This is a genomic window from Chryseolinea sp. T2 (assembly GCF_037203685.1).
Taxonomy (GTDB): domain Bacteria; phylum Bacteroidota; class Bacteroidia; order Cytophagales; family Cyclobacteriaceae; genus Chryseolinea.
The window spans coordinates 112,385-138,302 of record NZ_JBBCAU010000006.1 but is presented as its reverse complement, the minus strand read 5'-3'; the positions used below and the strand labels follow the sequence as shown (position 1 = coordinate 138,302).

The window sequence follows — 25,918 nt, the reverse complement described above, 5'->3', positions numbered from 1 at the left end:
GTGCATACTATGGCCAGGCTTTCAGAGGCGGATCTCATACTCAATCCGGATGGCAGTGTATATCACCTCAATCTGCTGCCTAAACACATCAGCGAAACGATCATTACGGTCGGCGATCCTGCACGAGTTTATCGTGTCAGCCAATACTTCGACGACATTGAATTTGAAATGAACAAGCGTGAATTCATCACGCATGTTGGTAAATACAAAGGCAAGCGCGTTACTGTTATCAGTACCGGAATGGGTACGGATAACATTGAGATCTTCTTCACGGAACTCGATGCTTTGATCAATGTTGATTTGAAGACGCGCGAAGTACGGAGTAAGAAGCGGAAACTAAAGGTCATCCGTATAGGCACTTCTGCATCACTGCAGGAACACATTCCTTTAGATTCACACCTCGTGACGGAATATGCAGTAGGCTTTGATAGTTTGATGAACTACTATGATTTGCCCATGGATTCGCTGGAGCAAAGTGTAGGGAAAGACATCCAAAAGAAAACCGGTGTGCCCATCACCCCATACGTTGTAAGAGGGTCATCCATTCTTCGCGCTCAATATGCTGGCGACATGGTGGCGGGCAATACCATTACTGCTCCAGGGTTTTATGCGCCACAAGGCCGGGAGATTAGGATACCGTTGAAGTATCCAACGCTTGCGTCGGATCTTACTAATTATTGTCACAAGCAAAGTGATTTCAAAATCACCAACTTCGAGATGGAAACGGCTGGCTATTATGCGATGGCCCGATTATTAGGGCATGAGGTATTGAGCATGAATGCCATCATAGCCAACCGGCCTAAACAGCAATTCTCCAAGGACCCAAACAAGGTCGTTGACGGGTTGATAAAAAAGGTGTTGAGCCGGATCTGATCTGCAGATCCGGGAGGGTTAGTCAAACTCTGGCTGCTGACTAAAAACGATCAGCGATTCGTCAGGAAACGAAAGTGTTTCAGTAGAGTCTCCTCATGCATTACACTTTCGTGGAGCTGTCCATTCGCATAATGTGCTTGGCAGCGTTATAGGGCTCATTGTTATAGAAGCCTGAAAGGACACGGTGGGCGATCTGTTCAATGATCAATTCGTCGTCCGTTTTTCCTTGTTTTCCCTGCCAGAAAATGCGATGCGGATGCTTTTTCATGTCTTCAATGTACCCCTTGGCACGGCTGTACTGCTCATCTGTAAAGGTGATGGTGAAGCAGGTTTTGACTTTCTGAGTGGTATCCATATTGTTCATGACGGTATTCGTTTTGGACGTTTAGGTGGTCATCTCTATTTCTGTGCCACAAAAACCGCAATAATTATAGCCAAAATGGGTGCAACTTCGCAACCGTTTGCCCGCAATCGGTCATTTGTGTTCGTCCGTGCGACACTTGTGTTCAAACTTTGAAAAAAGCCCCGGGGAGCCTTAAAAAAGGCCCTTTTCATTTGCAGAATTAGTTCTGGAAAAGTCCTTTTTGTTTGATTTTTTTCTCACGATTTTCACTACCCCAGCACTAACATGTTATCAGGAAATCCGAATGAAAAACAATGCAATATTCACTCTCTCTAATGGCATAAGGGTCGTGTACCAGCACGTGCCCTCTACCAATATTGTTCACTGTGGACTCTTCCTTGGTGTAGGCAGCCGCGATGAGACAACTGTTAATCAGGGTATCGCGCATTTCTGGGAGCACATGGCATTCAAAGGCACAAGGAGGCGAACATCACTTGACATAATCAAGAGTCTCGATTCGATAGGTGGCGAACTCAATGCCTTTACCGATAAAGAGAAGATCGTATTCTATGCTTCGGCACGCGACCGATATTTCGAACGTGCAGTTGATGTGCTCACTGATATAACCTTTCAATCCACTTTCCCTACGAAAGAGTTGGAGAAGGAGCGCGGCGTGATACTTGAGGAAATGGCGATGTATGATGATAGCCCTGACGATTCTATACAAGACGAGCTCGAAGCCGTGGTGTTTAGCAACCATCCGATGGGCATGAACATACTCGGGAACGAGAATACGGTTCGCGCATTCAGAAAACGCGACTTCGTATCGTTCTTTTCGGCACATGCCGACAATCGTAAGATAGTGTTCAGCGTAGTCGGGAATATTACTCTCGATGCAGTTGAACGTATGGCGGTCAAGTATCTTGAATCGAAACCAGTTCTTCGTTCTCATGCCCGAAGAAAGAAGTTCAATGACTATCAACAACAGGAGAAGATATTACAAAGAGGTGCCAAGCAATCGCGATGTGCGATAGGCCGTGATGCCTATCCTTTGGAGCATGCGAGTCGCGTACCCTTCTATCTGTTGAATAACATCTTTGGAGGACCAGGGATGAACTCCAGACTTAACCTGTCGGTACGCGAGAAGCATGGCCTTGTCTATTCAATCGACTCGCATTACCACGCCTATAGCGACACTGGAATGTTCGCGATATATTTCGGTACGGAGCCAAGTCAGGTGAAGAAGTGCATGAAGCTCATACGTCGTGAAATGGATAAACTTTGTACAAAGCGTTTGAGTCCTACGGAGCTTGCTTCTGCCAAGGATCAGATCAAAGGCCAGCTGGCACTGTCGGAGGAGAACAACCTCGGCATAATGTTAATGATGGGGCGTGCTGTTCTGGAACAGGACCGCGTGCCCGCATTAGAAGAGTTGTTTGAAAAGATCGATGCTGTAACAGCGCGGAGCATGCAGAAGGCTGCCAATGAAATGTTTGACGAAGACAAGCTCAGCTACCTGTACATGGAGCCAATGACGAAGTGAATTGTTTAATTGATATGTAATGGAAAGGCCTCTTTTGGGAGGCTTTTTTTTTGTGCAGAATTGTATGCAAGGGTGGGAAAAAATTAACCGCAAAATGTCAAACTTTGAATGTAAAATGTAAAAGTTGGTTTGACCTATTGAGCTTTGGATGGTGGATAACCCGGTAATTCTTAATATTTATTGATTGCCCTTTTATCTTTGTCTCAACTATGGAGATAATTAATCCCGACGCTCAGCGTTATGCTGAAGATCATACGACGGCAGAGAGTCCGTTGCTGGCGAAGATCAATCGCGATACACATGCAAAGGTACTGCAGCCTAACATGTTGTCGGGGCATCTGCAGGGCAGGTTGCTTTCGATGATCAGTCATATGATCAGACCGGACATTGTCCTCGAGATCGGAACGTTCACTGGCTATTCGGCAATTTGTCTTTCGGAGGGATTGTCGCCCGGCGGAAAACTGATTACGATAGACAAGAATGAGGAGCTGGAGTCGCGTGTGAGGGAATATTTTGAAGAGGCCGGCCTGACGTCGCGGGTGCAGTACATGATTGGAAACGCTTTGTCGCTGATTCCTACGATTGATGAGACGTTTGATATCGTGTTCATCGACGCCGACAAGTCGAACTACGGGAAGTATTTCGATCTGGTAATCGACAAGCTGCGTGTAGGCGGGGTGATAATCGTCGACAATGTTCTTCGTAAGGGAAAGGTTTTATCAGAGAAAATGGAACGAGAGGGAGTGGTGATGGATGCATTTAACAAAAAGATCAGGTCAGATTCGCGAGTTGAAGAAGTACTTCTTCCCATCAGAGATGGGATTTTAATCATAAGAAAATTATCTTTGCAGAACTTTTAGCTTATGAGACTAACGCTGGCGCTATTTTTTGTTGCCCTTACGGCAGCAGCGCAGACTCCGGAAGTACCACACAAGATGGAATTCGCGGGCATGACGCTCACGATCCGTGACGATGCACGACGCGAAATTCAAAAAGACGTCAATGCGCTGACGCAATCACCACGTCATCATATGATCAAGGTGGAGCGGGCGCGTACGTATTTTCCCTTAATCGAGAAAGTGTTTGCCGAAGAGCAGGTTCCCGACGACTTTAAGTATCTCGTATTGCAGGAAAGTGCTCTGATCGCTGATGCTGTGTCAGTGTCGAATGCTGTTGGCTTCTGGCAGTTTAAGGATTTCACAGCGGTTGAGATGGGCCTGCGTGTTGATAAGGTGATTGATGAACGTCTTAATATAATTTCGTCGACACGTGCGGCGGGTCGATACATCAAGAAGAACAATACATTCTTTGACAATTGGGTTTACGCACTGCAGGCCTATCAAATGGGAGCAGGTGGTGTGATGCGCAGTGTAAGCAAGGATCAGCATGGCAAGAAGAGTATGGAGATTACTTCAAACACGTACTGGTATGTGAAGAAGTTTCTTGCACACAAGATTGCCTTCGAAGCAACGGTCGGAGCACCCGGCCAGATTAAAGTTGTTCCTTTTGTGAACAGCGCAGATAAGGATCTGAAAGATCTCGCCCGCGAGGTATCTGTCGACGAGCTTGAGCTGATGAATTACAATAAGTGGGCGAAGAGAGGGACTATTCCTGGCGACAGGCAATATACCGTGCTCATCCCAATGAAGGGTGACGGCGTGCCTCCGGAGCTGCCTTCACAGCCTGTGGCGTCAACGGTTGCCGTACCTGCTACTACAACAGCTGCCAAGACTGCAACGGTATCGGCACTGAAAGGGCGTACAAAGATAAATGGCATCTCTGCCATCCGGCCTGAGCCAAATGAAACCGCTGCGGCACTGGCAACACGCGCTGGAGTGGAGCTTAATGACTTTGTAAAGTGGAATGATATCTCCAGCCGGGATCAGCTTCAGCAGGATACTTATTACTTACTGGGAAAGAAACGGGCCCGTGCGTCTGTTAACTATCATACGGCATTGGCAGGGGATGATCTTTGGAAAGTTAGCCAGCGATACGGAGTTCAGCTTCGGAAGCTCAAGCGCTACAACAGAATGTCGGGCAACGATGAATTGACTGCAGGAACTACCGTGTGGCTATCATCAATGAAGCCTAAGAACGCGCCGGCTACTTCGGTGGCAAAGGGCCCGGTTGCTCAGGTTGAAGATGAGAACAGTTTTGCATGGACAGTTGATCCTGCCTCAACAAGTGGAGCAGTAGCGGCGGGAGTTGCAACGGGGACGGCAGTGAAAGGCGGATCAAACGAGCAGAAGCTGGCGAATTCAAAAATGGATAATGCTCCAGCTGAAAAAACGACAAGTTCATCTGCCCAGGTTGCGACACTAGAGGAGACTGCAGTCACTGAAGGTTTAGCAGAGCAGAAGGGCCTTGAAGAAGATCAAACACCTAACGCAACTTCTACAGGCGAGCCAGAGACGAGCACCACGAGTACCACGGGCAGTGGGACTTTGGCGGGCGATGCTCCGAGCAGCACTACACAGCGTGTTGATACTCCAGGTACGGCTCCCACAGTAACAAAGGAGACCACGACGGTCGCGACAACCGGATCAGTGGCTGGGGCAACCACGGCAGGAGCGCCGCTCATCCCTCCCGGATCTGAGCAAAATACAGTTGTTACAACAACAGTGACCCCCCTGAATTCCGTGGAGGAGGCGAAGACTTCGCCGGGCCCGATGACAAAAGGGAAGGAAACGCACACGGTAAAAACCGGGGAGACGCTCTATGGAATTTCGCATGAATATGGAGTGGCGGTGATGGATCTGGTTGAATGGAATGGGCTTGTTTTGCAGGAGGGAATCAAACCTGGCCAGGTATTAAAGCTTCGATCGCCTGAGGACCAGGCCACTGCGAGTGTGGCAGTCGCCAATGAGACTACAATTGAGCACATCGTTCGATCGACAGATACCCTGTATAGCGTGGCCCGTAAGTACAACGTAACCATTAAGGAGCTGATGGACTGGAATCACAAGAAGGATTTCAACCTTGCGATAGGGGAGAAACTAATCGTGAAGGGTCGCTGACGTCTCGAATTCGGCTTTTTGCCCAAAATTATTGCATCACGGGGGTGATTTTTGTTTTTTGCATGCAGGATTTTGCGGCAAAAGAATATTTTTGTGGCTTAGTGTGCGCTGTTGCAAGCGTACTTTCATCACTTATTAATGCAAACTGATACAAAAGCAATAGACCTCGTCATGCTTGTGGATGATAATGACACTGATAATTTTATCAGTAAGCGGATCATCGAAATCACAAAGTTCGCGAAGCGCGTGGAGGTTAAGGGTTCTGGTAAGGCGGCGTTGGATTATCTTCGGGAGAACCAAAATGACTCCGACAATTTGCCCAGTCTTATTTTTCTCGACATCAACATGCCTATCGTCGATGGGTTCGTGTTTCTCTATGAGTTCGAGAAGTTCAATGAGATCGTGCGTAACAAGTGCAAGGTGATCATCCTGTCGAGCTCTGACAACAAGCGTGACATTGACAAAATCGTCAACAACAACCACGTTATCAAATTTATTACCAAGCCATTAACTGAGGTGGCGCTTGACGAGATCAAGCTGAACAACATTTAACTTTCATTGTTAGGTTTTTTGACCGTATTTTCGTTCAAACATATATCGTTTGTCGAAAACCTAGCAACATGAAAAAGATCCTCAACCTCTTAGCTATTGCTTTGATCGTGCTGCCCATGATGGCGCAGGCACAGATCGTCAAACCTGACACACTTACTCACTGGAAGAAGAAACTGCTGTTTAACTTTAATATAAATCAGGCAGCCTTTTCTGACAACTGGACCGGTGGGGGTACCAACTCGCTTGGATTGAATGCGCGCATCAACTATTTATTGAACTACGCGCATGGAAAGAACTCCTGGGACAACCAGATTGACCTCCTGTATGGCTTCGTGAATAACTCGGGACAGGGATTCAGGAAGACGTTAGACCGTATCTTCATCGATACCAAGTACGGCTATAAGATCGGTAAGCACTGGTCGGTATTTACGTCGCTTAATTTTCTCTCACAGTTTGCACCTGGTTATCGGTATGATAAGGATGCGAATGGGGTCGAGCAGGCAGTGCTGATTTCAGATTTTCTTGCACCGGGGTACATCACTTCAGCGTGGGGTCTTGAATATAAGCCCGTTGATTTCTTCAGCGTACGTCTGGCGCCATTTGCGCCCAGACTCACCGTTGTACAGGACCCTGAACGCTTTGTACCCGCTGTGGATCCGGTAAAACCTTATGGTGTCACTCCTCCCGACGAAACAAGATGGGAGTGGCTGGCCTTCCAGTTGCAGGCCGACTTTAACAAGGACATAGCCGAGAACATTAACCTGAAGTGGCGCTACCTCATGTACGCCAACTATGAAACGCTTGAGCTGAAAACCATTGACCACCGCCTCGAACTTATGTTGAATGCAAAGGTGAACCGGTTTATTACTGTCGGACTTGGTGGCATCCTGGTATACGACTACGACCAGGACCCAGGGGCGCAGGTGAGTCAGGTGTTTAACTTTGGCTTTGCCTACACATTCCAGAATTTTGAGGAACCGAAATAAAATTAAGAATTAAGAATTAAGAGTTAAGAATTAGCAGGCGGCCTTCGGCCGTTGAATGCCACGACCGAAGGTCGTGACCTTGCGGCGTAGCCGGCGGCTAATTCTTAACTCTTAATTCTTAATTCTTAATTTCTCATTTTCCAGCACAAACCATAACCCCCTCTTCACTCTATGAGTAAGGAAGCGTTCATTGAGGCGATAAACAAATCGTATTCTACCAGTCTGCCTACCATTTATTTGGGGGCGGGCGTGTATCAGGGGGAGATTGTGGCTGACGCGAAAGTCAATTTGCCGCTGCGCATGATGAATCGTCATGGATTGGTAACGGGGGCGACAGGGTCCGGAAAAACCAGAACCCTTCAGCTCATGGCTGAACAGCTTTCCGCTGCCGGTGTTTCCGTTTTTATGCCTGACATGAAGGGCGATCTCTCAGGGATGGCCAAACAGGGAACTGCGAACGACAAGATCAATGAACGCGCTGTGGCCCTGGGAATATCGTTCAGGCCAGCAGCGTTTCCTGTTGAGCTTTACTCATTAAGTGGGAAGGTCGGGGCTCAGATGAGGGCAACAGTAACGGAGTTTGGTCCGGTCTTGCTGGGAAAAATCCTTGAACTGAATGATACGCAGACGGGAGTTCTAAACATTCTTTTCAAGTATGCCGACGACAAGAAGTTGCCGGTCGTTGATTTCAACGATCTGAAGAAGTTGCTGAACTATCTAACGGAGGGGCCGGGCGCAGCAGAGATTAAGGGTGACTATGGCAAGATATCTCCGGCAACATCATCGACTATTCTCAGAAAGATTGTCTCATTGGAACAGCAGGGTGTTGACAGGATATTCGGTGAGCCATCGTTCGACATTGAAGATCTCTTTCAGAAGGTTGATGGCCAGGGTGTGATCAGCATTCTCAATGTATCGGATGTTCAGAATCAACCCGCGATCTTTTCGACATTCATGCTCTCACTGCTTGCTGAGATCTATCAGACTATGCCCGAAGCAGGAGATCTCGATAAGCCGAAGCTCGTGTTCTTTATTGATGAGGCGCACCTTTTATTTAATGATGCTCCCAAGGCGTTCATGGACCAGATCGAGCAGGTCATCAGACTTATTCGCTCTAAAGGTGTGGGCGTTTTCTTCTGCACGCAGATCACGCAGGATGTATCGCCAGCCATTCTTGCCCAACTCGGTAACCGGGTTCAGCATGTGATCCGGGCCTTCACACCGAATGATGTGAAAGCATTGAAAGAGACAGTGAAGACTTTTCCCCGCTCCGAATTTTATGACATGGAGCAGCAATTCACTCAGCTGGGTACTGGGCAGGCCTTCATCACGGTACTCAATGAAAAAGGGATCCCTACCGCTACCGTTGTAACGCATCTGTCGCCTCCATGTTCACTGATGGGTCCATTGCCCGAGGGTGAGTATCAGCAACAGCTAAACGCATCGGATGCTTATCGGAAATACAAAGACTCGGAAGATCCGCAGAGTGCATTCGAGATCCTGACGGAGCGAATGAAAAACGACGCCGCGCGTGCTGAGGATCAGAAGGAAGTAAAGCGTACGACGAAAGGAAAGCAGGAGAAATCTACATTCGAGGAGGTAATTAATTCGCCGGTAGCCAAACAGATGGGGCGGGAGTTGGTGAGAGGAGTTTTTGGTGTGCTATTTGGAACGGGGAGGAGGAGGAAGGGACTTTTTTAATTGATAATTGACAATTGATAATTGATAATTAGAACCGGCTTCGGCGACCGTATTTTTATGCAATCGGCCGGGACTGGGGAAGTGTGGGAAAAGTGCGGCAGGAGATTGGGAAAGTCCGGTAAGAGAGCGTTGGTAGAGCGTAGCGAGTGCGTTGTGAGTGCGTTGTTAGAGCGATGAAAGTGCGTTGTTAGAGCGAAGAAACAGCGTCGGGAGAGCGGTGAAACAGCGGTAATACCAGGGAAAAGTCTTACCTCTGGTAAGTCTCTGGTAAGTCTCTGATAAGTCGGCCGCTGTTTGCAGACGTGGACGTTTACTAAAATTGAAATCCTTGAATCGGATCAGAGGCTCGTCGGAATAGGAAAGTACACAGAAATCAGGCCTGGCCATTATCTGAAAAGTGGCAGCGACAGCGATGTAACCGATACTTAAAAATCCGTATCTAATCCCAACCGATCCTTGAACTCTTTCAGGATGGGTATCTTGCCCTGCAGGTATTCGAACTTGTCGCGAGGGGTGTAGATCATCTTCTTTTCATCAGCTGCGCGAATGACTCCGGTAACCTGGATAAGATCGTTCTTTAGCTTTGTACGCAGGAACCCGATCAGGTCGGCTTTAAATCCATTCAGCATCGTTTCCTGTACAGGACTAAGCAGATGAAGTTCAATCCGCGTTCCGGAAAGATCGAAGGGCTGAGACAACAAATGATATTCGGCCTGAAGCGCACGTCTGGTGACGGCGAATTCTTCCCAGGCCGCATGCAGCATCTCAAGGGTGAAAGGTTCTGTGTGTTCCGGGCCAGCTGCCTGCGCTGCTACAGCAGCTTCTTTCTTAGGTTCGATTTTCAGAAGGGAACCGACATTGATTGTCGTTCGTGGCGTAGCACGTACCGGCTTTTTTTCTTCTGCCTGTGGGGCAACAGTTGGTGTGGGCGCGGGGCCAGACGCGTTCACAGGACCGGACGAGTTTGCAACGGGTTGGCTGGCTGCTTGTTTGGAAGGCTGACCGCTGTCAGGAATAGTTCGTTGTTCTCCAGCGTTGGCAGGAGCATCAGCGGCACCGTTGGCGGTTGTATTACCCGGGTCGCCGGATGTTACACTAATTTTTTTTTTAACGACACTTCCGCGTGTCCCAGAGAATCGGCCTGAACGACGGCATTAACGTGGGCCATCTTCATCATTGCAAGCTCCACGGATAAACGAGGGTTCTTGCTGGTCTTGTAGTTGATGTCGCACTGACTGGCAATATTCAACCAGCTCAGCAGCAGCGATGGTGAAGTAGCTCGGGCCTGTACCGCGTATTTCTTACGGACAGAATCAGGAACCTCCATTAGATTGGTTGTGCGGGCATCCTGAGACACCAGGAGATTTCGCAAGTGTTCTGCAAGACCGACGATGAAATTGTGCCCGTCGAAACCCTTGCGAAGGATCTCATCAAAGATCACCAGTGGCTGCGTGTGATTTTCAGTGAGCAACGTATCCACTACCTGAAAGTAATAGTCGTAGTCAAGGATGTGGAGGTTGTTCAGTGTAGACTTGAACGTGACGCCCTTTCCTGACGAATACGTTACCATCAGGTCAAATATCGACAGGGCATCGCGCAACGCGCCATCTGCCTTTTGAGCAATCAGGTGCAACGCTTCATCTTCAGCCGGAATGGCTTCACGGCTTGCGATCTTTTTCAGGTGATTCGCAATGTCGCTGATCTGGATCCTGTTGAAATCGAATATCTGGCAGCGCGACAGAATGGTGGGAATCACCTTGTGCTTTTCCGTTGTAGCCAGAATGAAAATGGCGTAGGAGGGCGGTTCTTCCAACGTCTTCAGAAAGGCGTTGAAGGCCGCATTCGAAAGCATGTGCACCTCGTCGATGATATACACCTTGTATTTACCGAACTGAGGTGGATAACGAACCTGATCGATCAGGTTGCGGATGTCTTCGACTGAGTTGTTTGAGGCAGCATCGAGTTCGAAGATGTTGAGGGCATTGGTTTCCGTCTTTTCTTCGAATCCGTTGATCAGCCGCGCGACGATGCGGGCGCATGTTGTTTTACCCACCCCACGAGGACCGCAAAACAGCAGTGCCTGCGCGAGTTTGTTGTTGTCGATGGCGTTCTTGAGCGTTGTTGTAATGTGCTCCTGGCCCACCACCTCATCAAAACCCGACGGCCGGTACTTCCTCGCAGAAACAACAAAATTCTCCATCGGGTGCAAGATAAAATGCCCGGCACAATTCGCAATGTTTCCAAAGGCTATGATCCGTTATTCACGATCATTTATTAACACATACTTGCTTCTGTTTCGGTTGAAAAGGAGGATTGTGACAAGCTAGTTTACAGGAGTTTAAGAAGTCATCCGATCAGTTAAAAGGTCGGCGGGTAAACAGGTAAGAAAATCTGGATTTTTTCAAGAAGAATGCGGATTCGCTATTTAAGTATTGATATTTGGACTCTATCATCAGAACAGGTGCCCCTTCATGAGGTTAACCACACAGGTAGTAAAATGGGATGCAATCGTTCCTGGCTGGAATCGATCATTTATTTTGTAATAATGCAAAGCCAATTTTGAAGATGGTCTGGCAACCCTTACTGGAAGTTCTGTATGTACTCTTGTTGACTGCTGTATGCGGAAGAATCATCTACGACACAAACAACACAGCAAAGACATTAGCGTATCTGCTGCTTGTAGTCTTTGTTCCTGTAGGCGGAATGGTATTTTATTTCTTTTTCGGCATCAACTATCGCAAAAGGACCCTATATAACAAGAAGATCGTCGATGACTATGATCTGTGGCAGCGCGTAAAAAAGGAGATGTATGAAAGATCAGTCGTGGCCTATCAGCAGGCGACTGATGCTGATCGACCCGATAAAAGACTCGTCCGATATCTGGTAAAGGAGATGAGTCCGCTCACGGCAGGCAACGCAGTTACTTTATTAACCAACGGCGAAGAGAAATTTCCCGCCGTGTTAAATGCCCTTGAGGCGGCACGTGAGCACATTCACATTGAGTACTATATCTATGAAAATGACAACATCGGCAGAGCCATCAAAGAGGTACTCATCCGGAAAGCGGGTGAAGGGGTAAAGATCCGGTTCATCTATGATGATTTTGGAAGCCGTTCAATACGCCACAGTATAGCCAAACAGTTGCGTGCTGCCGGTGTCGAAACGTTCCCATTCTTCAGGATCACATTTATGGCGCTAGCAAGTCGTCTCAACTACAGAAATCATCGGAAGATCATTATTGTTGACGGAGAGAAGGGTTTCGTTGGGGGGATAAATGTGAGTGATCGCTATATTAACAACGGGGGGCAACGAGGTAGCTACTGGCGGGATACGCACCTGATGATCGAAGGACCGGGAGTGGCTTATCTTCAATACCTGTTTATCGGGGACTGGAATTTTTGTTCCGGACAAAAGATACAGAACGTCAGGCAATATTTTCCCGACTATAAACTTGTTGAAAGGCCCGGCGACAAAGTCGTGCAGATTGCTGCGAGCGGACCTGATTCAGCTCATCCAACGATACTTTACTCACTTCTGTTTGCCCTCCATCAGGCAGAAGATGAGATACTGATCACAACGCCTTATCTCATCCCTGACCAAAGTATAATGGACGCGATTGTCGTCGCAGCGCTGGGTGGTGTCACCGTAAAGGTTCTTGTACCGGCAATTACCGACTCCAAACTCGTTGGTTGGGCTGCACGTTCTTACTACGAATCATTGCTCTCAGCAGGGGTTAAGTTATATGCATATCAGAAGGGCTTCATCCATGCAAAGACTATGGTTGTTGATCGGAAGCTGGCCATTGTGGGGACGGCCAACATGGATTATCGCAGCTTCGACCTCAACTTCGAAGTGAATGCACTCGTTTATGATACTTCGCTTGCGACGAGTCTGGCCACCGTTTTCGAAAACGACCTAAATGACGCCACCGAGATTGATCCAACGGAGTGGGTGAGACGCTCGATTTCCAGCAGGCTGCCGGAGAAGATTGCCCGGCTTGTTTCGCCACTTTTGTAGCCTTGTTGCGCTGAAGATTGTATGAGGGAGGCAGGCATAACTCCGCATGAACTTTTTTAGCCGTATATTTGTAAGATATCGTGCATTGAAAGTGCCGATTTATGGCTCCAGCCAGGACGTGGCTGAAGTTACCGGGGCCGACCGGTTTTGACAGGATGTATAAAAACGTAAGTAAGCATGCAGGCTCATGGGATGAGAGCCTTGAAAGATAGTTCCACAACATACTTGGCGAGTCTAACTACGCCATGGCTGCTTAATTTATCCGATAGGATAAGTTAGCCTCGTCCCGATTAGATTCGGGAAAGCCATCATCGCACAACGTTGTCATTTTGCAGGCGTTGAATCGCGGTGTCGTAATGCAGAATTGCGTCGCGTGATGTTGCTAAGCGCGACTAAGACCAGTAACTAAGGTCCGGTTTAGGCTGTCGTTTGCCTTGCCGTTCCCTACAATTTAAATACGACTAAGCATGTAGAAGGTACGGTGTTATCTTCTCTGGACGAGAGTTCGATTCTCTCCGGCTCCACCGATCCATTTGGTGATATGTTGATCCCGCCTTTGGCTGGACAGGTTTGTTGATTGGTCTGGCTGCCGAGGGCAGCGGATATGTAAGTTAATCAGATAGCTGCTCCGGTTATTGGATCATTTGCTTGATCAATTCAATAGGAAGAACCTTGAGCCTGGACTTTGTCCGGGCTTTTTGTTTACGGAGGTTTTGAGTTTTGGGCTCTTGTGGACAAGCCCTTTTGTGATGAACGCCGATGTAACAATACCCCCCGAGGCTAACTGGAAAATGAATGTATTATAACAATGAGTTCGTTGGGTTCGAAGTTTTCATACCGTTCTGTCCATAATAAAACTGACAAATCCTTCGCGATACTTGTCGTTCGCTGGAATTCTGACCACACCGACAACTGCTGTTCTGTCTTCGAACCGAACGAACTATTGGTTCTCAAACTGCAATCCCAAGGTTTGTCAATAGGCCAAATATTCCAGATGAACAGGTGGATACGATCAATAAGAACGACAAGCAAAAGAGAGAAGATTGGCGTATGCCTTAGAATCACACCAGGCCACGCTTGATCGCCTCTTTAACAAGACTAACAGCATTTTTGGCGCCCAATTTCTGCGACAGGTTCGATCGGTGCGTTTCAACGGTGCGCAGGCTAAGGAATAATTTATCAGCAATTTCCTGGTTGGTATTCTCTTCTCCAATGAGCTTCAGTACTTCGCGTTCACGTTTGGTCAGTGGTATTTCGTACATCGACCTGCGTTCACCCGTGAGTGATTCATCAAGGATTTGTTTCTGCAGGAACTCGTCAACATAACGTTCTCCGCGGCTTACTGAAGTGACTGCGTCAATGAGAACGTCTCTTGCAGCGTTTTTTAACAGGTAACCCAGCGCACCTTTCCGCAGCATTTGTTTCACAAAGTGAGTGTCATCAAAGCTACTGAAAGCCAGTATTCGAACTGAATTGTCTGTTTTCAATATTCTGGTACATAGCTCTATGCCGTTGATCTCCGGCATCTGAATGTCAACGAGGGCAACGTCCACTTCATGATTTTGCAAATGCGACAGAAGCTCGTCTTGTTGAGTTGTTGCGAGTACGATCGAAATGCCCGGGTAGCCATTGAACATGGCTTGCAGACCATCTAATACTACCTGGTGGTCATCAATGATCGCTAATCTAATCGAATTCATTAATGGAGTTTTTTATGCCTTCAGTACGGATCTCCGTACAACTACGGAGTTTCATAAACGGGTAGAAGTGCGGATTTCCAGCCAATGACCTAACCATACTTTTGCATCACCTAATTGATCACCAAACCTATCGAGCCATTGAGAAGTGGCGCGTCACCTCTCGGTCTGGGCTCGGAATGAAACATCTAAGTTTTAAAAATTGTTTATGCAAATCCTGAAAAAATCAATCGTACTAGTTCTTTTTATTGGTTTTGTGATGAGCTCATGCTCAGATGACCCAGAACCCTCCCCAATCACGCTCGATGCCAACGCTGGGCCAGACCAAAGGGTGAATATTGGCAAAACTGTTACCCTGGATGGCACCGCCTCCAAAGGTAATCAAAATAGCACTTTCACGTATTTGTGGACGGTGGTTAGAAAGCCGCTTCAAAGTGAAGCAATATTAGTGTCAAGTGATCAGGCGCGTCCGGTATTATCGCCCGATATGCCTGGAGAATATGAGATTGAGTTAACCATTACCGATGAAACCGGTGTCGACAAGGATCGGGTTCTGGTTACCGTAGAACATAATCCAACTGTGTTAACGCACATTACCACGGCTACCGTACTGGAGGATGTTATCGTTAATTCCGCCCTGGCTGACTATTGGGTGAATGAAGATCTGGCCGTAGATGCATCTCTTACGATCAAACCGGGCGTCGTCATCGGGTTTGCTGAAGATGCCATGCTGGCGGTGAACACGGACGGATCGATAGTTGCTTTGGGCCAAAGCTCCAATAAAGTAACCTTCACTGGCAAGATAAACCAGAAAGGCTACTGGCGGGGTATCATCATCTACTCCAACAACAGCAGTAACAAAATGCTTAATGTTGATATCCTAAACGCGGGAAGCAAAATTATGCTCAGTAACGTTTCCGCTGCTCTTACGTTGACGCAAGATGCTCGCCTTGACATTCAGCAGACAAAAATCTCTGACAGCAAGGGATATGGAATCAATTTCATGGCAGGGTCAATTATCACCGGATTTTCGATGAACAAGTTTGACAATAACGACGAAGCGCCTGTTTTGATGACAGCCAATCACGCAGCGAGAATGGATCGCGAATCTTCTTTTTCAAATGGCAACGGTCGTAACGCAATTGAAATCACCTATTCGGCTTTAACCGGAAATGGCGAAGTGACGTGGACAGACTTTAGCGATAAAACCCCATATCGCTTCCTGAGTACTGTTTCCATCAATGCAGGCCTGAAGCTTAACCCAGGTGTGATTATCGAAGTTGCTCCCGACAATTACGTTGATATCGATGGAGGGTACATCAATGCGATCGGCACAACTGACAAGAAGATTGTGTTTACAGGCGTAGACAAAACAGCCAGCTCATGGACAGGTATTATACTCTATTCACGCAGCAATATGAATGTGATGAAGCATGTAAAAATACAGTATGCTGGAAACAAGGTCCTTCTGTCAGATATTCAAACCAGTATCGCGCTCACCGGTACGGCCAGTTTGTTGATGGAGGAATCTGAGATCAGCAATAGTGGGGGGTATGCACTGACATTGGTTGATGAGGGCGCCACCATAAACAGCAATTTCAAGACAGTCAATACGTTTGCCAACAATGTGCTGGAACCTGTTTTCTATAATTATTGATTTGCGGGTTGATTAATGGGTAAGGGTGCTCTTTTCGGGCACCTTTTTTCATTCTCAAATGAGTTACATTGCTGGTTCATGTTCTCTTAAGTCAGTCCAGGTATGTCGCAGAATGTTCAGTTTGCTTTCTTTTTGGCCCTCGTAAGTGCATTTCCTCCTGGCAGGATTTTGGCGCAACAAAATGTCTTATTATCTGACAGTGTGCAGGTAATTGCTCTGCTCGACTCGGCTTATGCACTTGAGTTGGTTGATAGCGATGTAGCGTTGCAGCTGTATCGCGAGGCCAGCCGGCTGGGTCAGGCCAGCGGTTATGTACTTGGGCAGGCCAAAGCCATACACTACAGCGGCATCGTTCATTCTGAACACGGGCGGTATGATCAAGCCTCGAAAGCCTATTACGATGCACTTGATCTTTACCGAAAAATAAGAAACACAAAAGGTGTAGGCGCTTGCTATGTAAATATCGGGAACCTTCACAAATATCAGGGCAGACTGGACAGCGCGCTGGTCTATTACCAACATGCGCTGAGTACGTTGGAGTCTACCTCGCATAAACAAGCACTTGCAAAACTCTATGCGAACACGGGCAATGTATTTCAGGGGTTGAAGCAATACGAAAAAGCATTGGACTACAATAGAAAATCTGAGACACTCGCTCGGCAAATACGTGATTCGTCCAGTTGGTGTGCCGCCCTTGTCAACCAGGGCACGGTGTGGAACGAGATGAAGCAGTATGAGAAAGCAATGGATTTTCATATGCGTGCCTTTCAATTGGCCAGTAAAATTGATGATGTGTATTGCCTCCAACTGGCTTCGATTAATCTGGCGGACTTATATAAAACACAAGGTGATTTTAGCAGCGCGATTTCTTATGGATTGAAAAGCGTTCGATACGCACAACAGATCAACGCACCATTTGATGTGGCAGATATTAAAAAGCGTGTTGGTGATTTATACCAGGGCGAAAAGAAGTATGATTTGGCCAAAGCTTATTATAGCGAAGCATTCGACGACGCACGGCAGATAGGGGCAAAAGAAATCGTCGAGAGCGCCGCGCGGGCATTGCACCAACTCTATGCCGCACAAGGCGATTACAAGAACGCATATCATTTTCAGTCGTTGTCTGGGTTATATGGCGATAGTATTCTGGGCGAAAAGCAAATGAAAACTATCCACGAACTCGACATCAGGTACCAATCGGAAAAAAAGGATAAGGAACTTGCCCACAGTGAACTTCAATTGCAAGAGAGCAGACAACAAACCATCTACATCGCAGCCGTCGCCACGATTGCCTTGCTTTTTGCTGGATTGTTATTTGTGAATTATCGTAACAAGAAAAAACTTCATATGCAACGTCTCCAGCTTGCGGAACGGGAAAAGGAAAAGCACGTTGTAGAAGCCATGATGCAGGGTGAAGAAAAGGAACGCATGCGCGTGGCACGCAGTCTTCATGATGAAGTGGCCGGAATCCTGGCGGCCGTTAAGATGAATCTGGATGCTCCAGCCATACACGCGCACGTAATCAATCACCATCCCGAATATGCAAAAGCCATGTCGTTGCTTGATGAAGCTTCGGTAACCGTAAGAGGAATGGCCCACAACCTGCTACCTGACATTCTGATCCACCATGGCCTTGATCGCGCCTTGCAACGCTATTGTCAGGTAATGGGAGGGAAGAACCTGGTTACAATTCAATACGATTCATGGGGTAATGCCACACGCTATGACCCGCAATTCGAACTTGCGATTTATCGGATCGTGCAAGAGCTACTCAATAATATCATCAGGCATGCACACGCCACGGAAGCACTGGTACAAGTTAGCTACGACAATGAAACGCTTTCCATAACCGTGGAAGACAACGGTGTGGGAATGGAGTTATTGGGAAACACTACGTTGCAAACGCAGGGGAATGCTTTGACAAGTCTTTATACACGCGTTAAATACCTTTACGGAAAGATGGACATCTCCACTGAACCCGGGGCAGGTACGAGCATACACCTCGAGTTTTATACTTTTCAGTTTAGGGAGCAGGGCATGAAAACTCAATCTCACAAAGAGCCGTAGCCGCGGTAAGGAACGGAGAACAGGGGTGGTCCACTAAAACGCAAAGGCACCAGATGCGCAAGAATCGTCTTTTCACGCTATCAGATCACATTAACGGATCGCTTGTTCAGCGAATGCCTAAATGTTTTTGAACATCATCACGATATGATTTACTAACCGGAATTTCTTTTTTGTTTATCAACCTGATAGTCATACCGCGAGAACCAGTTTCTACGGTGCTAACCTGATCAATGTTAACGATGAACGATTTATGCGTTCTGATAAAACTCCTCACAGGTAAAAGTTGTTCCATGGCTTTCATGCTCTCGCGTATGACGGCGAGCTTGTCGCCATAGTAAACGCGAATGACGTAATCGTCGGCTTCGACATGGCTGATTTCCTTCCATGGAATGAAAAGAACTTTGCCTCCCGTTTTTACGATAAGCTTGTCGGATTCAGTTCTGGAGTAGCTGCTATCGAAAAGTTTGTCATTGTTATCCAATGCAGTCGATGCGATTAGGTTGCGCAACGCCTCCATCCTTTTGGCGCTTTCTTTATTCCGAACGATTTCCTTTGCACGTTCCAGGCTTCTAAAGAACCGCTCATCGCTAAATGGCTTTAGTAAATAGTCGAGTGCAAAATTTTCAAACGCCTGAATTGCGTATTGATCGTAAGCTGTGATGAAGATAATCTGTGGGATATGTTCTTTAATGTTGTTTATTACGTCAAACCCATTTACACCGGGCATTTGAATGTCAAGTAGAAGGATGTCGGGTTTATGTTCGTTTATCGCCTGGATCGCTTCCAAACCATTTGAACAGGCTTGAAGAATCTCAATGGAGTGATCCGGTGCAAGTAAGGTTGTTAATCCCTCACGTGCCGCAGGTTCATCGTCCGTTATGATAACCTTAAACTTATTCATGATTTTATTTCAATCTTTGAAATAACCCATCCGTTTTCTTCGCTGAGACTATGCTCAGCATTTTTTCCGAAAGAAATACGCAAGCGCTCCTTAACATTCTTCAACCCGATTCCTTCCCTGATATTGGATTTCAGTCTACCTGTATTTTTAATCTGGATACAAAGGGTCGTGTCTGCGATAGCCGCATGAACATGAAATGATTGCCTTTCCGAAAGGCTGTCCATTAGCCCATGTTTGAATGCATTTTCAATCAATGGTTGAAGGATCAAGGCAGGTACTTTGCTCTCGCCGGCGGTGGCATCAACAGTTAGTTTCACTTCCAGGCGATCAGCAAAACGCATCCGTTCAATGTTCAACAATTGTTCGCACAGTTTTATTTCCTCACGGAGTGGTACCAGATCATGGTTCCGGTTTTGCAATGATGAACGAAAGAGATCAGCTACCATCGCGAGCATGTTGTTTGCCTCGGTAGAGCGGCCTGTGCGGATCATCATCGCGATCGTATTGAATGTGTTGAAAAGAAAATGTGGATTCACCTGCATGCGGAGCATTTGCATTTGTGCCTGTGTGAGCTCCTCTCTGAGTTTCGATTCACGCTGCAACTGCGACTGATGCTGCTGAAAGAACCTCCAGGCACTGAATCCAACAAGCATAACCACGCTAACGACCCAAGTAATCAGAGGTGATAACAGCAGTGATCGCTGGATACGGGTTGACCATTCGTCGGGACTAAAATTCAAATGTGATGGCGTGAAGAGGATCAGCAAAGAGAATAGTATGGTCGATAACAAGCTGATGGCAATCGCAATGACGATCGAGTAGAGAAACCATGTGCCAAAAGAGCCGGGCGGCCTGCTACTTAAACGCCGGAAGACAGGAACGGTAATCAATGTCAGGCTTACGTGTAAGGCTTCGAGTGATGCTGTATAGGCTGGCCAGTTCAGCGTTGCCTGATCAAAGAGGTTCGTGAAATAGCGATGAAGGATAAAGACAAGGGCACTTACCTGCCAAAACAGAAAACTGGCTGTCCAGCTATTCTTGCGGAATGTATCAAAAGACAGATTCAATTGCTCTTAATTGGTGTTTACACGTCGTTGTTCTTCGTCTTGAGCAATCCGTCTGTGCGTAGACTTGCCTGACATTCCAAAATTATAGGCAAAGTTAAGTCTAACGATACGCGTTTCAAAACGATTGTCCATAACCAGATCAAGTCCCGGGTATTCGAGGTTATTGATCATTTGCGTGGTGCTAAACATGTCGTTCGCGCTCAGTCTTAGCGTTGCCTTTTTTTTCATGAACGTCTTTTGTAAACCCAAATTTAAGGTTCCGTATGCCCGGGTCTGAAACAAGCCTGAAACATTCGGTGCATTGTATATGGCTACGATCTCCCCGGTAAGGCCCCAGGGGAGCAGTATTGTCTGAATGATATTCACCAGACCGCTGAATGCCGCAATGGTCGCAGTGTTGTCGCGGAATTGTGTGGAGTATTGATTAAAAAACGCGTTGATACTAACGTTCGCGGTCCATTTCGGAGACAGCGTTATCGGCGCTACAACAGAAAGGTTATAATTGTAACAGTGATCGAAATTTAAGCGTGTGGCATATCCGGAGGTGTTGTCGGAGTCAAGCAAGATCAGAAAAGCCATGTATTGACTTGTATTGCTATAGCCTAGATTCACCGTATAAGTTTTTGCAAATGTTTGTGAGAATTGAACCGCATGGGTGAACTGCGGAAGTAAGTTCGGATTGCCGCGCTGTCCGCTAAAGGGATCGATATAGAATACGAATGGATACAAGTCGTTGTATGCCGGCCGATCTATCCGATAACTGTAAGACAGGCCAATCCGGTAGCTCTCAGTAACATTTTTGAAAGTATTAAAGGTTGGGAAAATCTTGAAGTAGTTTCTCGAAATGGATTGACCCTTCAAGACTGAAACTCCGTCGTATGAAGTGCTCTCGGCGCGCAGACCCAATTGCGTTTGAAAACCAGCGACACTACTTTTTAGATTTGCGTAGGCCGCCGTGATTATTTCTGTATAGTCGAAGTCATTACTTCTTGCCGTGTCCAGCGTAAATTTACCCGACTGGTTGTTTCGATATGTGACGTCGCTGCGTGTTTTTACCTCACTGACTTTCATGCCAATCTCGAATGTTGTTTTAGTATTGACCGGAAACGTATAATCAAGTCGTGCAGCAATAACGTTAAACGCGGTGGGTTGTGTGCTGGTGATATTATATTGATCGGCAGCAAGTACGTCTTGTTTTTCTACGGAAATATCATCTCCAAGATCAAATGAATAGATGGAGTAGTCTGCGTCGAACGTAAGTTCCTGTCCTTGTTTCTTGAAAAGGTGCTTGAAGCCAAGCGCGGCGGTTTGGTATCGCCAGTTGTAATATTGCAGATCGGAAACAGTGAACGTCGAGTCAGGCTCGCCACTTTCCGAGCTGCCAATGTTCGTAACTGTCAGTGCATCGCTATCCCGGTTGTTGACACTGCCTGTAGTGGAGATCGTGATGGAATTTTTTTCGTTCCACTGCCATTCAGTGCCGAAGTGCCAGGAGCGCGTAGTAAGGCGTTGGACCCTTTTCGTGTATAGATCGAAGTATGTTGGCGCCCCGTTCGGATAGGAACTTCTATCCATAGTCACGTCGGAGAATCTTTTGTTGAAATTGTAGTTAGCGGATAAAAAGTATACCCATTTTTTGGTGCGATAGTTCAAGTTTACATCCGCGGGAATTTTTGGGTATCGGCCAATTCCTATTCCCATTTGTGCGGAGCCATTGAATCCCGTCAGCATTTTTTTTTTGCTCTTGATATTGATCACACCGGAACTTCCCGCAGCATCAAATCGCGCACCTGGATTGGTAATGATCTCTATCGACGCAATGTTGCTGGCATTCATGGACCTTAGTAGGGCAGCGAGCTCTGAAGGCTGAAGGTAAGTTACTTTATCGTCCAGAAGGATGGTAATCCCAGATTTCCCATTCAAACTGATTTGGTCATTTTGATCAACGGAAACCCCTGGCGCCTGGACCAGCAACTCAATGGCACTACCTGAAGAGCCGATCACTGTATTCGATACATTCAAAATAAGTTTTCCATCCTCCTGCACAACGGTTGGTCGCTGCCCCTGTATTGTCACTTCCTTTAGCAACTTTGTTTTTTCGGAAAGAACGATCGGTTCGATAGTAATGGATTTCGTACCGAGTGCAATCGCGCAGCCCTTGAATGTCTCATAGCCCACAAATTGAACCTGCACGTAGTACCGGCCGGGTAATACTTCAGTAAACTGAAATTCACCCTTTTCGCCGGACGTAGTACCCTGGAGTAATGTTGAATCGGACACATGTTTCAGCAGTACTGTTGCAAAAGATACCACATCATTTTTCGCATCTATGACGTGCCCCTCGATCGTCAACCTGGATTGTGCACAAAGACACGTACTGAGGAGAGCTAACATTAGACCAAGACAAGACAATAGTTTGCGCATGTTGTGTTATTATTGAAAACATCGCAATCCTATAATTTATCTAAAGGCGAAACCGAAAAATGCAGTGAACGTCTGGAACTATGCAGGATAACTGCCATCATTGAAATCAAAGTGCCAATTGATTTGAGCGGATTTTGGTCAATTTTTTGACCAGTGATCCGTGCTCTCAGTTCGAATTCGTGAGTTAACAGGAGTGGTATTGGCGATTGATTTTGAATTTGGCGATTACAGGTAGTTAGAGGCTGCACGCACGATAAGCGAAATATTTGCAAGTTCTTTCAGGACGGTACGCGCAATGAATTCGTTGCTGATCTCAACGGCATCGGGCGAATAATTTTTTCCGACTATAAAATCGAAATACATCCATTGATCTGATTTTGTGAATTCCCAAAGTGCATCTTCGGTTTGCAAACTATCAATATTTTTCCTTTCGCACGCGATCTCTATCCAAGAGCCGGGACCTTGTCCATGCAGTAGCTTTAATAGTTCCTTCCGATATTCAACATCATTCATCCTTGTCCTAAAATATTCTCGTCCGTCTTTATTTTTTAACGGGGTACCGATAACCAGTTGTACCCCGACGTCTTTTTGACCCAGTACAATTTTTATATTGGCACTATTGTCTAAAACGGTGGATTGGTCTCTGGTGGGATTGGATAAGGTACTCCGGTAAGTCAACCACATGCTGCGTAGCTTGTGATCGGGATGATGCGATGGATCAGTACTACTAACGTCAGCATTCGGGTCGGACGTAGATTGAAAGCCCAGCTTTTGAAGATGAACAGTGATCAGTTCATGAAGCGCAATCAATTTGTTTTGTATAGTTAAACGCGCGTCCTGAAGTTCTGGCGTGGTGAACGGAGCATTGTGGCTACTCAGGGTGAGATAGTCTTCTTTTTTAAAGAATTGTTGTTTGAATTTAATGTGATCCCAATGGAACCCTGGTGTTGTCAGATCGAGGAACTGTTCCCGCTCAAGTCGTGCCGCATAGCTTCTTTGCTTCATTATCGGATAACGCCACTCATATTCGGCAATAAGTTCTTCAGTGAGGGGCTGTCCGAACTCATAGTATCCAACGAACCATGATTTAAGATTTTCGATCTCCTTTGGATCATTCACCTTATAGAAGAGCTCTTCGTTGTCTTTTATTCCCTCCAGTGTAAACGCACCGGAACCCACGAATGCAACAGACTTCCTATACGGGAGGTCAAAAATATATAGATTGGCGTTGAATCGGTTGCGCGTGTGGATATGAAGCGTGATGCGTCCCTGGTAATTGCGCCAGATCCGTTGGAGTACAGCCGGTGATGTGGGCAGCTCCAGTCCGGTGATAATCTCTATTTTGGTTTTGGTTGGAATGCGGGTACGAACGAAATCAAACCCTGCTTCAGAAATTGCCGCGGTGGCGATGTAGCAGTGTTCGACTTGTTGAAGAAGCTTCTCATTGATGAATGGGACAGCAAGTTTTTTAATGATCATTGAGATACGGCTTTGAATTAGAAGACAAATGTGATCATCGGAACTGCTTTAAAATAAGAAGAGGAACATTTCAAATTCAGCCCGAAGACGTCCGACGCACCTGCGAAGATAACCGATGGATTGGCAGTTAAAACACCTGGTTCGCTCGATCATGACCGACCAACCAACCACGTTGACCGCCACCGACCGGTGAGTGTTCACTGAGTCTTTGTATCGCCGTTGCAATAGTCAACATCTTTCAGGAAACAAGCCCCCTCTGTTTTCAATCAAAAATATCTCAAAAAGGACTGTCGTAAACTCCAGATGTCGTTACTTGCTTCAACGCAAACAAAGGACATATGAATCATGGATTGCTTATCGACATGGACGGAGTGATTTATAGCGGCGAAAAATTGATTGAAGGCGCAGATAAGTTCATAGACCGACTTTTGAAGGATGGAATTCCGTTTGCCTTCATGACGAACAATAGCCAGCGCACCCAACTCGAAGCAGTAAGAAAGCTCCGAAGTTTGGGTATCAATGTAACGGAAAGCCATATCTATACCAGCGCTATGGCACTGGGCAGGTTTTTGGCAGATCAGGGCGACAATTTAACAGCCTACGTACTGGGGGAAGGAGGTTTGATTACAAGTTTGACTGAGAACGGAATCACGCTCGTTAATTCTGACCCTGAGTTTGTTGTATTAGGTGAGGGAAGAAATTTCACTTTGGAAATGGTCCAGAGAGCGGTAGATATGATCCTGGCTGGCGCTAAGTTTATCACAACCAACAGAGACCCTTCACCCAAAAAGCCAGGATGGAATAATTTGAGCATAGCTGCCACCACTGCGATGATTGAGGAAGCCACCGGACGCAAAGCGTTTGTAATAGGCAAGCCAAATCCAGTTATGATGCGAGGCGCTCGAAAATATCTTGGACTCCAGGCGGCGGAGACGACCATCATTGGTGATACAATGGAAACAGACATCCAGGGCGGAATACAGTTAGGCTACAAAACCATTCTTGTATTGTCTGGTATTGCAAGAAAAGAAAATCTTGGTCACTATGCATTCAGACCGGACATGGTGATTAGTTCGGTAGACCAACTCGAACTTCCGCTCAAGTGGTGGTAACAAATCACCAAGGCGTATTTTTCAATGGTCTTATATATGCAGTGAGACGGCCGGAAAGCTTACATAAATAAATCCGATCTCTATTCGAATACTATTGATCTGAACTTGTCCAACTCATGAAAGTGATTCTTTTATTGTGGGAGTCCAGGACTACTTCATCGTCTTGCCTGCATCATGCGAGCCTGCAAGAATTAGCGTTACAAGGTACCCTGGATTTACCGTAGCAGGCGATCGGACTGCATTATGTCTTAGCTACATAAGTTGAAACTACTGGGGCTGGTAATCTTTACCAGCCCCTTATTTTTTTAGTTCCCGGTGATCGTATTACCCGGATGCATCTGAAACTATCCGGATACTATCCGGATATATCCGGTTGTTTACGGGATCTTAAGATTGCGGAGAGATGGAATTAATCAATTTTGGAGAGGGGACGTTTCCTCAATTTCTACTGGAGAATAATGGTGCTCCGGGTGGCTATTTCG

The 25,918-nt window shown here is 46.6% G+C and carries 19 protein-coding genes and 1 other RNA gene; 12 read left to right on the top strand and 8 right to left on the bottom strand.

Annotation, left to right across the window (positions count from 1 at the left end; translation table 11 throughout):
- The first annotated feature begins 9 nt into the window (after positions 1–9).
- Positions 10–873: a nucleoside phosphorylase gene (locus WBG78_RS19505; protein WP_337328153.1), complete on the top strand. Its 864-nt coding sequence runs from the start codon at positions 10–12 to the stop codon at positions 871–873.
- Positions 874–973: 100 nt separating this feature from the next.
- Here WBG78_RS19505 and WBG78_RS19500 read toward each other — a convergent pair whose 3' ends face one another.
- Positions 974–1,237, bottom strand: coding sequence for a hypothetical protein (locus WBG78_RS19500; RefSeq protein ID WP_337328152.1), 264 nt, complete (start codon positions 1,235–1,237; stop codon positions 974–976).
- A 283-nt stretch (positions 1,238–1,520) separates the two neighbouring features.
- On the opposite strand from WBG78_RS19500, the gene WBG78_RS19495 reads away from it, so the two are divergent.
- From WBG78_RS19495 to WBG78_RS19470, 6 genes are all read left to right on the top strand, one after another.
- The gene (locus WBG78_RS19495; protein WP_337328151.1) at positions 1,521–2,759 is read left to right on the top strand and encodes a M16 family metallopeptidase; all 1,239 of its coding nucleotides are present in this window, start codon (positions 1,521–1,523) and stop codon (positions 2,757–2,759) included.
- 209 nt (positions 2,760–2,968) lie between these two features.
- Positions 2,969–3,619 carry an O-methyltransferase gene (locus WBG78_RS19490; protein WP_337328150.1) on the top strand — a complete coding sequence of 217 codons (651 nt, stop codon included), beginning with the start codon at positions 2,969–2,971 and terminating at the stop codon, positions 3,617–3,619.
- A 3-nt stretch (positions 3,620–3,622) separates the two neighbouring features.
- Positions 3,623–5,776, top strand: a complete 2,154-nt coding sequence (locus WBG78_RS19485; protein WP_337328149.1) for a LysM peptidoglycan-binding domain-containing protein — start codon at positions 3,623–3,625, stop codon at positions 5,774–5,776.
- Positions 5,777–5,914: 138 nt separating this feature from the next.
- Complete coding sequence (locus WBG78_RS19480; protein WP_337328148.1) at positions 5,915–6,328, top strand: response regulator; 414 nt, start codon at positions 5,915–5,917, stop codon at positions 6,326–6,328.
- A gap of 68 nt (positions 6,329–6,396) precedes the next feature.
- Complete coding sequence (locus WBG78_RS19475; RefSeq protein WP_337328147.1) at positions 6,397–7,314, top strand: DUF3078 domain-containing protein; 918 nt, start codon at positions 6,397–6,399, stop codon at positions 7,312–7,314.
- Positions 7,315–7,485: 171 nt separating this feature from the next.
- A complete protein-coding gene (locus tag WBG78_RS19470; protein WP_337328146.1) occupies positions 7,486–9,015 on the top strand; it encodes a helicase HerA-like domain-containing protein in 1,530 nt (509 codons plus the stop codon).
- Between the two features lie 425 nt (positions 9,016–9,440).
- On the opposite strand, the gene WBG78_RS19465 is transcribed toward WBG78_RS19470, so the two are convergent.
- Both WBG78_RS19465 and dnaX read right to left on the bottom strand, forming a co-directional pair.
- Positions 9,441–9,965: a hypothetical protein gene (locus WBG78_RS19465; RefSeq protein WP_337328145.1), complete on the bottom strand. Its 525-nt coding sequence runs from the start codon at positions 9,963–9,965 to the stop codon at positions 9,441–9,443.
- Positions 9,966–10,105: 140 nt separating this feature from the next.
- A complete protein-coding gene (dnaX, locus tag WBG78_RS19460; protein WP_337328144.1) occupies positions 10,106–11,215 on the bottom strand; it encodes a DNA polymerase III subunit gamma/tau in 1,110 nt (369 codons plus the stop codon).
- A gap of 365 nt (positions 11,216–11,580) precedes the next feature.
- On the opposite strand from dnaX, the gene cls reads away from it, so the two are divergent.
- Complete coding sequence (cls, locus tag WBG78_RS19455; RefSeq protein WP_337328143.1) at positions 11,581–13,032, top strand: cardiolipin synthase; 1,452 nt, start codon at positions 11,581–11,583, stop codon at positions 13,030–13,032.
- Positions 13,033–13,165: 133 nt separating this feature from the next.
- Positions 13,166–13,559, top strand: a transfer-messenger RNA (tmRNA) gene (ssrA, locus tag WBG78_RS19450).
- Between the two features lie 534 nt (positions 13,560–14,093).
- Here ssrA and WBG78_RS19445 read toward each other — a convergent pair.
- Positions 14,094–14,732 (bottom strand): response regulator transcription factor, encoded by a 639-nt coding sequence (locus WBG78_RS19445; protein ID WP_337328142.1) that lies wholly within the window; start codon positions 14,730–14,732, stop codon positions 14,094–14,096.
- Positions 14,733–14,937: 205 nt separating this feature from the next.
- Here WBG78_RS19445 and WBG78_RS19440 point away from each other — a divergent pair, with 205 nt between their 5' ends.
- Together WBG78_RS19440 and WBG78_RS19435 are read left to right on the top strand one after the other, a co-directional pair.
- Entirely contained in the window at positions 14,938–16,386 is a 1,449-nt protein-coding gene (locus WBG78_RS19440; RefSeq protein WP_337328141.1) for a PKD domain-containing protein, read from the top strand.
- 102 nt (positions 16,387–16,488) lie between these two features.
- Positions 16,489–18,453 carry a tetratricopeptide repeat-containing sensor histidine kinase gene (locus WBG78_RS19435; RefSeq protein ID WP_337328140.1) on the top strand — a complete coding sequence of 655 codons (1,965 nt, stop codon included), beginning with the start codon at positions 16,489–16,491 and terminating at the stop codon, positions 18,451–18,453.
- Positions 18,454–18,559: 106 nt separating this feature from the next.
- Here WBG78_RS19435 and WBG78_RS19430 read toward each other — a convergent pair whose 3' ends face one another.
- From WBG78_RS19430 to WBG78_RS19415, 4 genes are all read right to left on the bottom strand, one after another.
- Entirely contained in the window at positions 18,560–19,354 is a 795-nt protein-coding gene (locus WBG78_RS19430) for a LytR/AlgR family response regulator transcription factor (RefSeq protein WP_337328139.1), read from the bottom strand.
- Entirely contained in the window at positions 19,351–20,421 is a 1,071-nt protein-coding gene (locus WBG78_RS19425; protein ID WP_337328138.1) for a sensor histidine kinase, read from the bottom strand. The genes WBG78_RS19430 and WBG78_RS19425 overlap by 4 nt, the downstream gene beginning before the upstream one ends.
- A 6-nt stretch (positions 20,422–20,427) precedes the next feature.
- A complete protein-coding gene (locus WBG78_RS19420; protein WP_337328137.1) occupies positions 20,428–22,845 on the bottom strand; it encodes an outer membrane beta-barrel protein in 2,418 nt (805 codons plus the stop codon).
- A gap of 225 nt (positions 22,846–23,070) precedes the next feature.
- Positions 23,071–24,324 carry a hypothetical protein gene (locus tag WBG78_RS19415; protein WP_337328136.1) on the bottom strand — a complete coding sequence of 418 codons (1,254 nt, stop codon included), beginning with the start codon at positions 24,322–24,324 and terminating at the stop codon, positions 23,071–23,073.
- Between the two features lie 338 nt (positions 24,325–24,662).
- On the opposite strand from WBG78_RS19415, the gene WBG78_RS19410 reads away from it, so the two are divergent.
- Complete coding sequence (locus WBG78_RS19410) at positions 24,663–25,436, top strand: HAD-IIA family hydrolase (protein WP_337328135.1); 774 nt, start codon at positions 24,663–24,665, stop codon at positions 25,434–25,436.
- Positions 25,437–25,918 lie beyond the last annotated feature (482 nt).

Excerpts from the sequence above, each read along its gene's own strand:
- WBG78_RS19505 (WP_337328153.1), top strand. The coding sequence starts at position 10 with ATGGCCAGGCTTTCAGAGGCGGATCTCATACTCAATCCGGATGGCAGT.
- WBG78_RS19500 (WP_337328152.1), bottom strand. The coding sequence starts at position 1,237 with ATGAACAATATGGATACCACTCAGAAAGTCAAAACCTGCTTCACCATC.
- WBG78_RS19495 (WP_337328151.1), top strand. The coding sequence starts at position 1,521 with ATGAAAAACAATGCAATATTCACTCTCTCTAATGGCATAAGGGTCGTG.
- WBG78_RS19490 (WP_337328150.1), top strand. The coding sequence starts at position 2,969 with ATGGAGATAATTAATCCCGACGCTCAGCGTTATGCTGAAGATCATACG.
- WBG78_RS19485 (WP_337328149.1), top strand. The coding sequence starts at position 3,623 with ATGAGACTAACGCTGGCGCTATTTTTTGTTGCCCTTACGGCAGCAGCG.
- WBG78_RS19480 (WP_337328148.1), top strand. The coding sequence starts at position 5,915 with ATGCAAACTGATACAAAAGCAATAGACCTCGTCATGCTTGTGGATGAT.
- WBG78_RS19475 (WP_337328147.1), top strand. The coding sequence starts at position 6,397 with ATGAAAAAGATCCTCAACCTCTTAGCTATTGCTTTGATCGTGCTGCCC.
- WBG78_RS19470 (WP_337328146.1), top strand. The coding sequence starts at position 7,486 with ATGAGTAAGGAAGCGTTCATTGAGGCGATAAACAAATCGTATTCTACC.
- dnaX (WP_337328144.1), bottom strand. The coding sequence starts at position 11,215 with ATGGAGAATTTTGTTGTTTCTGCGAGGAAGTACCGGCCGTCGGGTTTT.
- cls (WP_337328143.1), top strand. The coding sequence starts at position 11,581 with ATGGTCTGGCAACCCTTACTGGAAGTTCTGTATGTACTCTTGTTGACT.
- WBG78_RS19445 (WP_337328142.1), bottom strand. The coding sequence starts at position 14,732 with ATGAATTCGATTAGATTAGCGATCATTGATGACCACCAGGTAGTATTA.
- WBG78_RS19440 (WP_337328141.1), top strand. The coding sequence starts at position 14,938 with ATGCAAATCCTGAAAAAATCAATCGTACTAGTTCTTTTTATTGGTTTT.
- WBG78_RS19435 (WP_337328140.1), top strand. The coding sequence starts at position 16,489 with ATGTCGCAGAATGTTCAGTTTGCTTTCTTTTTGGCCCTCGTAAGTGCA.
- WBG78_RS19430 (WP_337328139.1), bottom strand. The coding sequence starts at position 19,354 with ATGAATAAGTTTAAGGTTATCATAACGGACGATGAACCTGCGGCACGT.
- WBG78_RS19420 (WP_337328137.1), bottom strand. The coding sequence starts at position 22,845 with ATGCGCAAACTATTGTCTTGTCTTGGTCTAATGTTAGCTCTCCTCAGT.
- WBG78_RS19415 (WP_337328136.1), bottom strand. The coding sequence starts at position 24,324 with ATGATCATTAAAAAACTTGCTGTCCCATTCATCAATGAGAAGCTTCTT.
- WBG78_RS19410 (WP_337328135.1), top strand. The coding sequence starts at position 24,663 with ATGAATCATGGATTGCTTATCGACATGGACGGAGTGATTTATAGCGGC.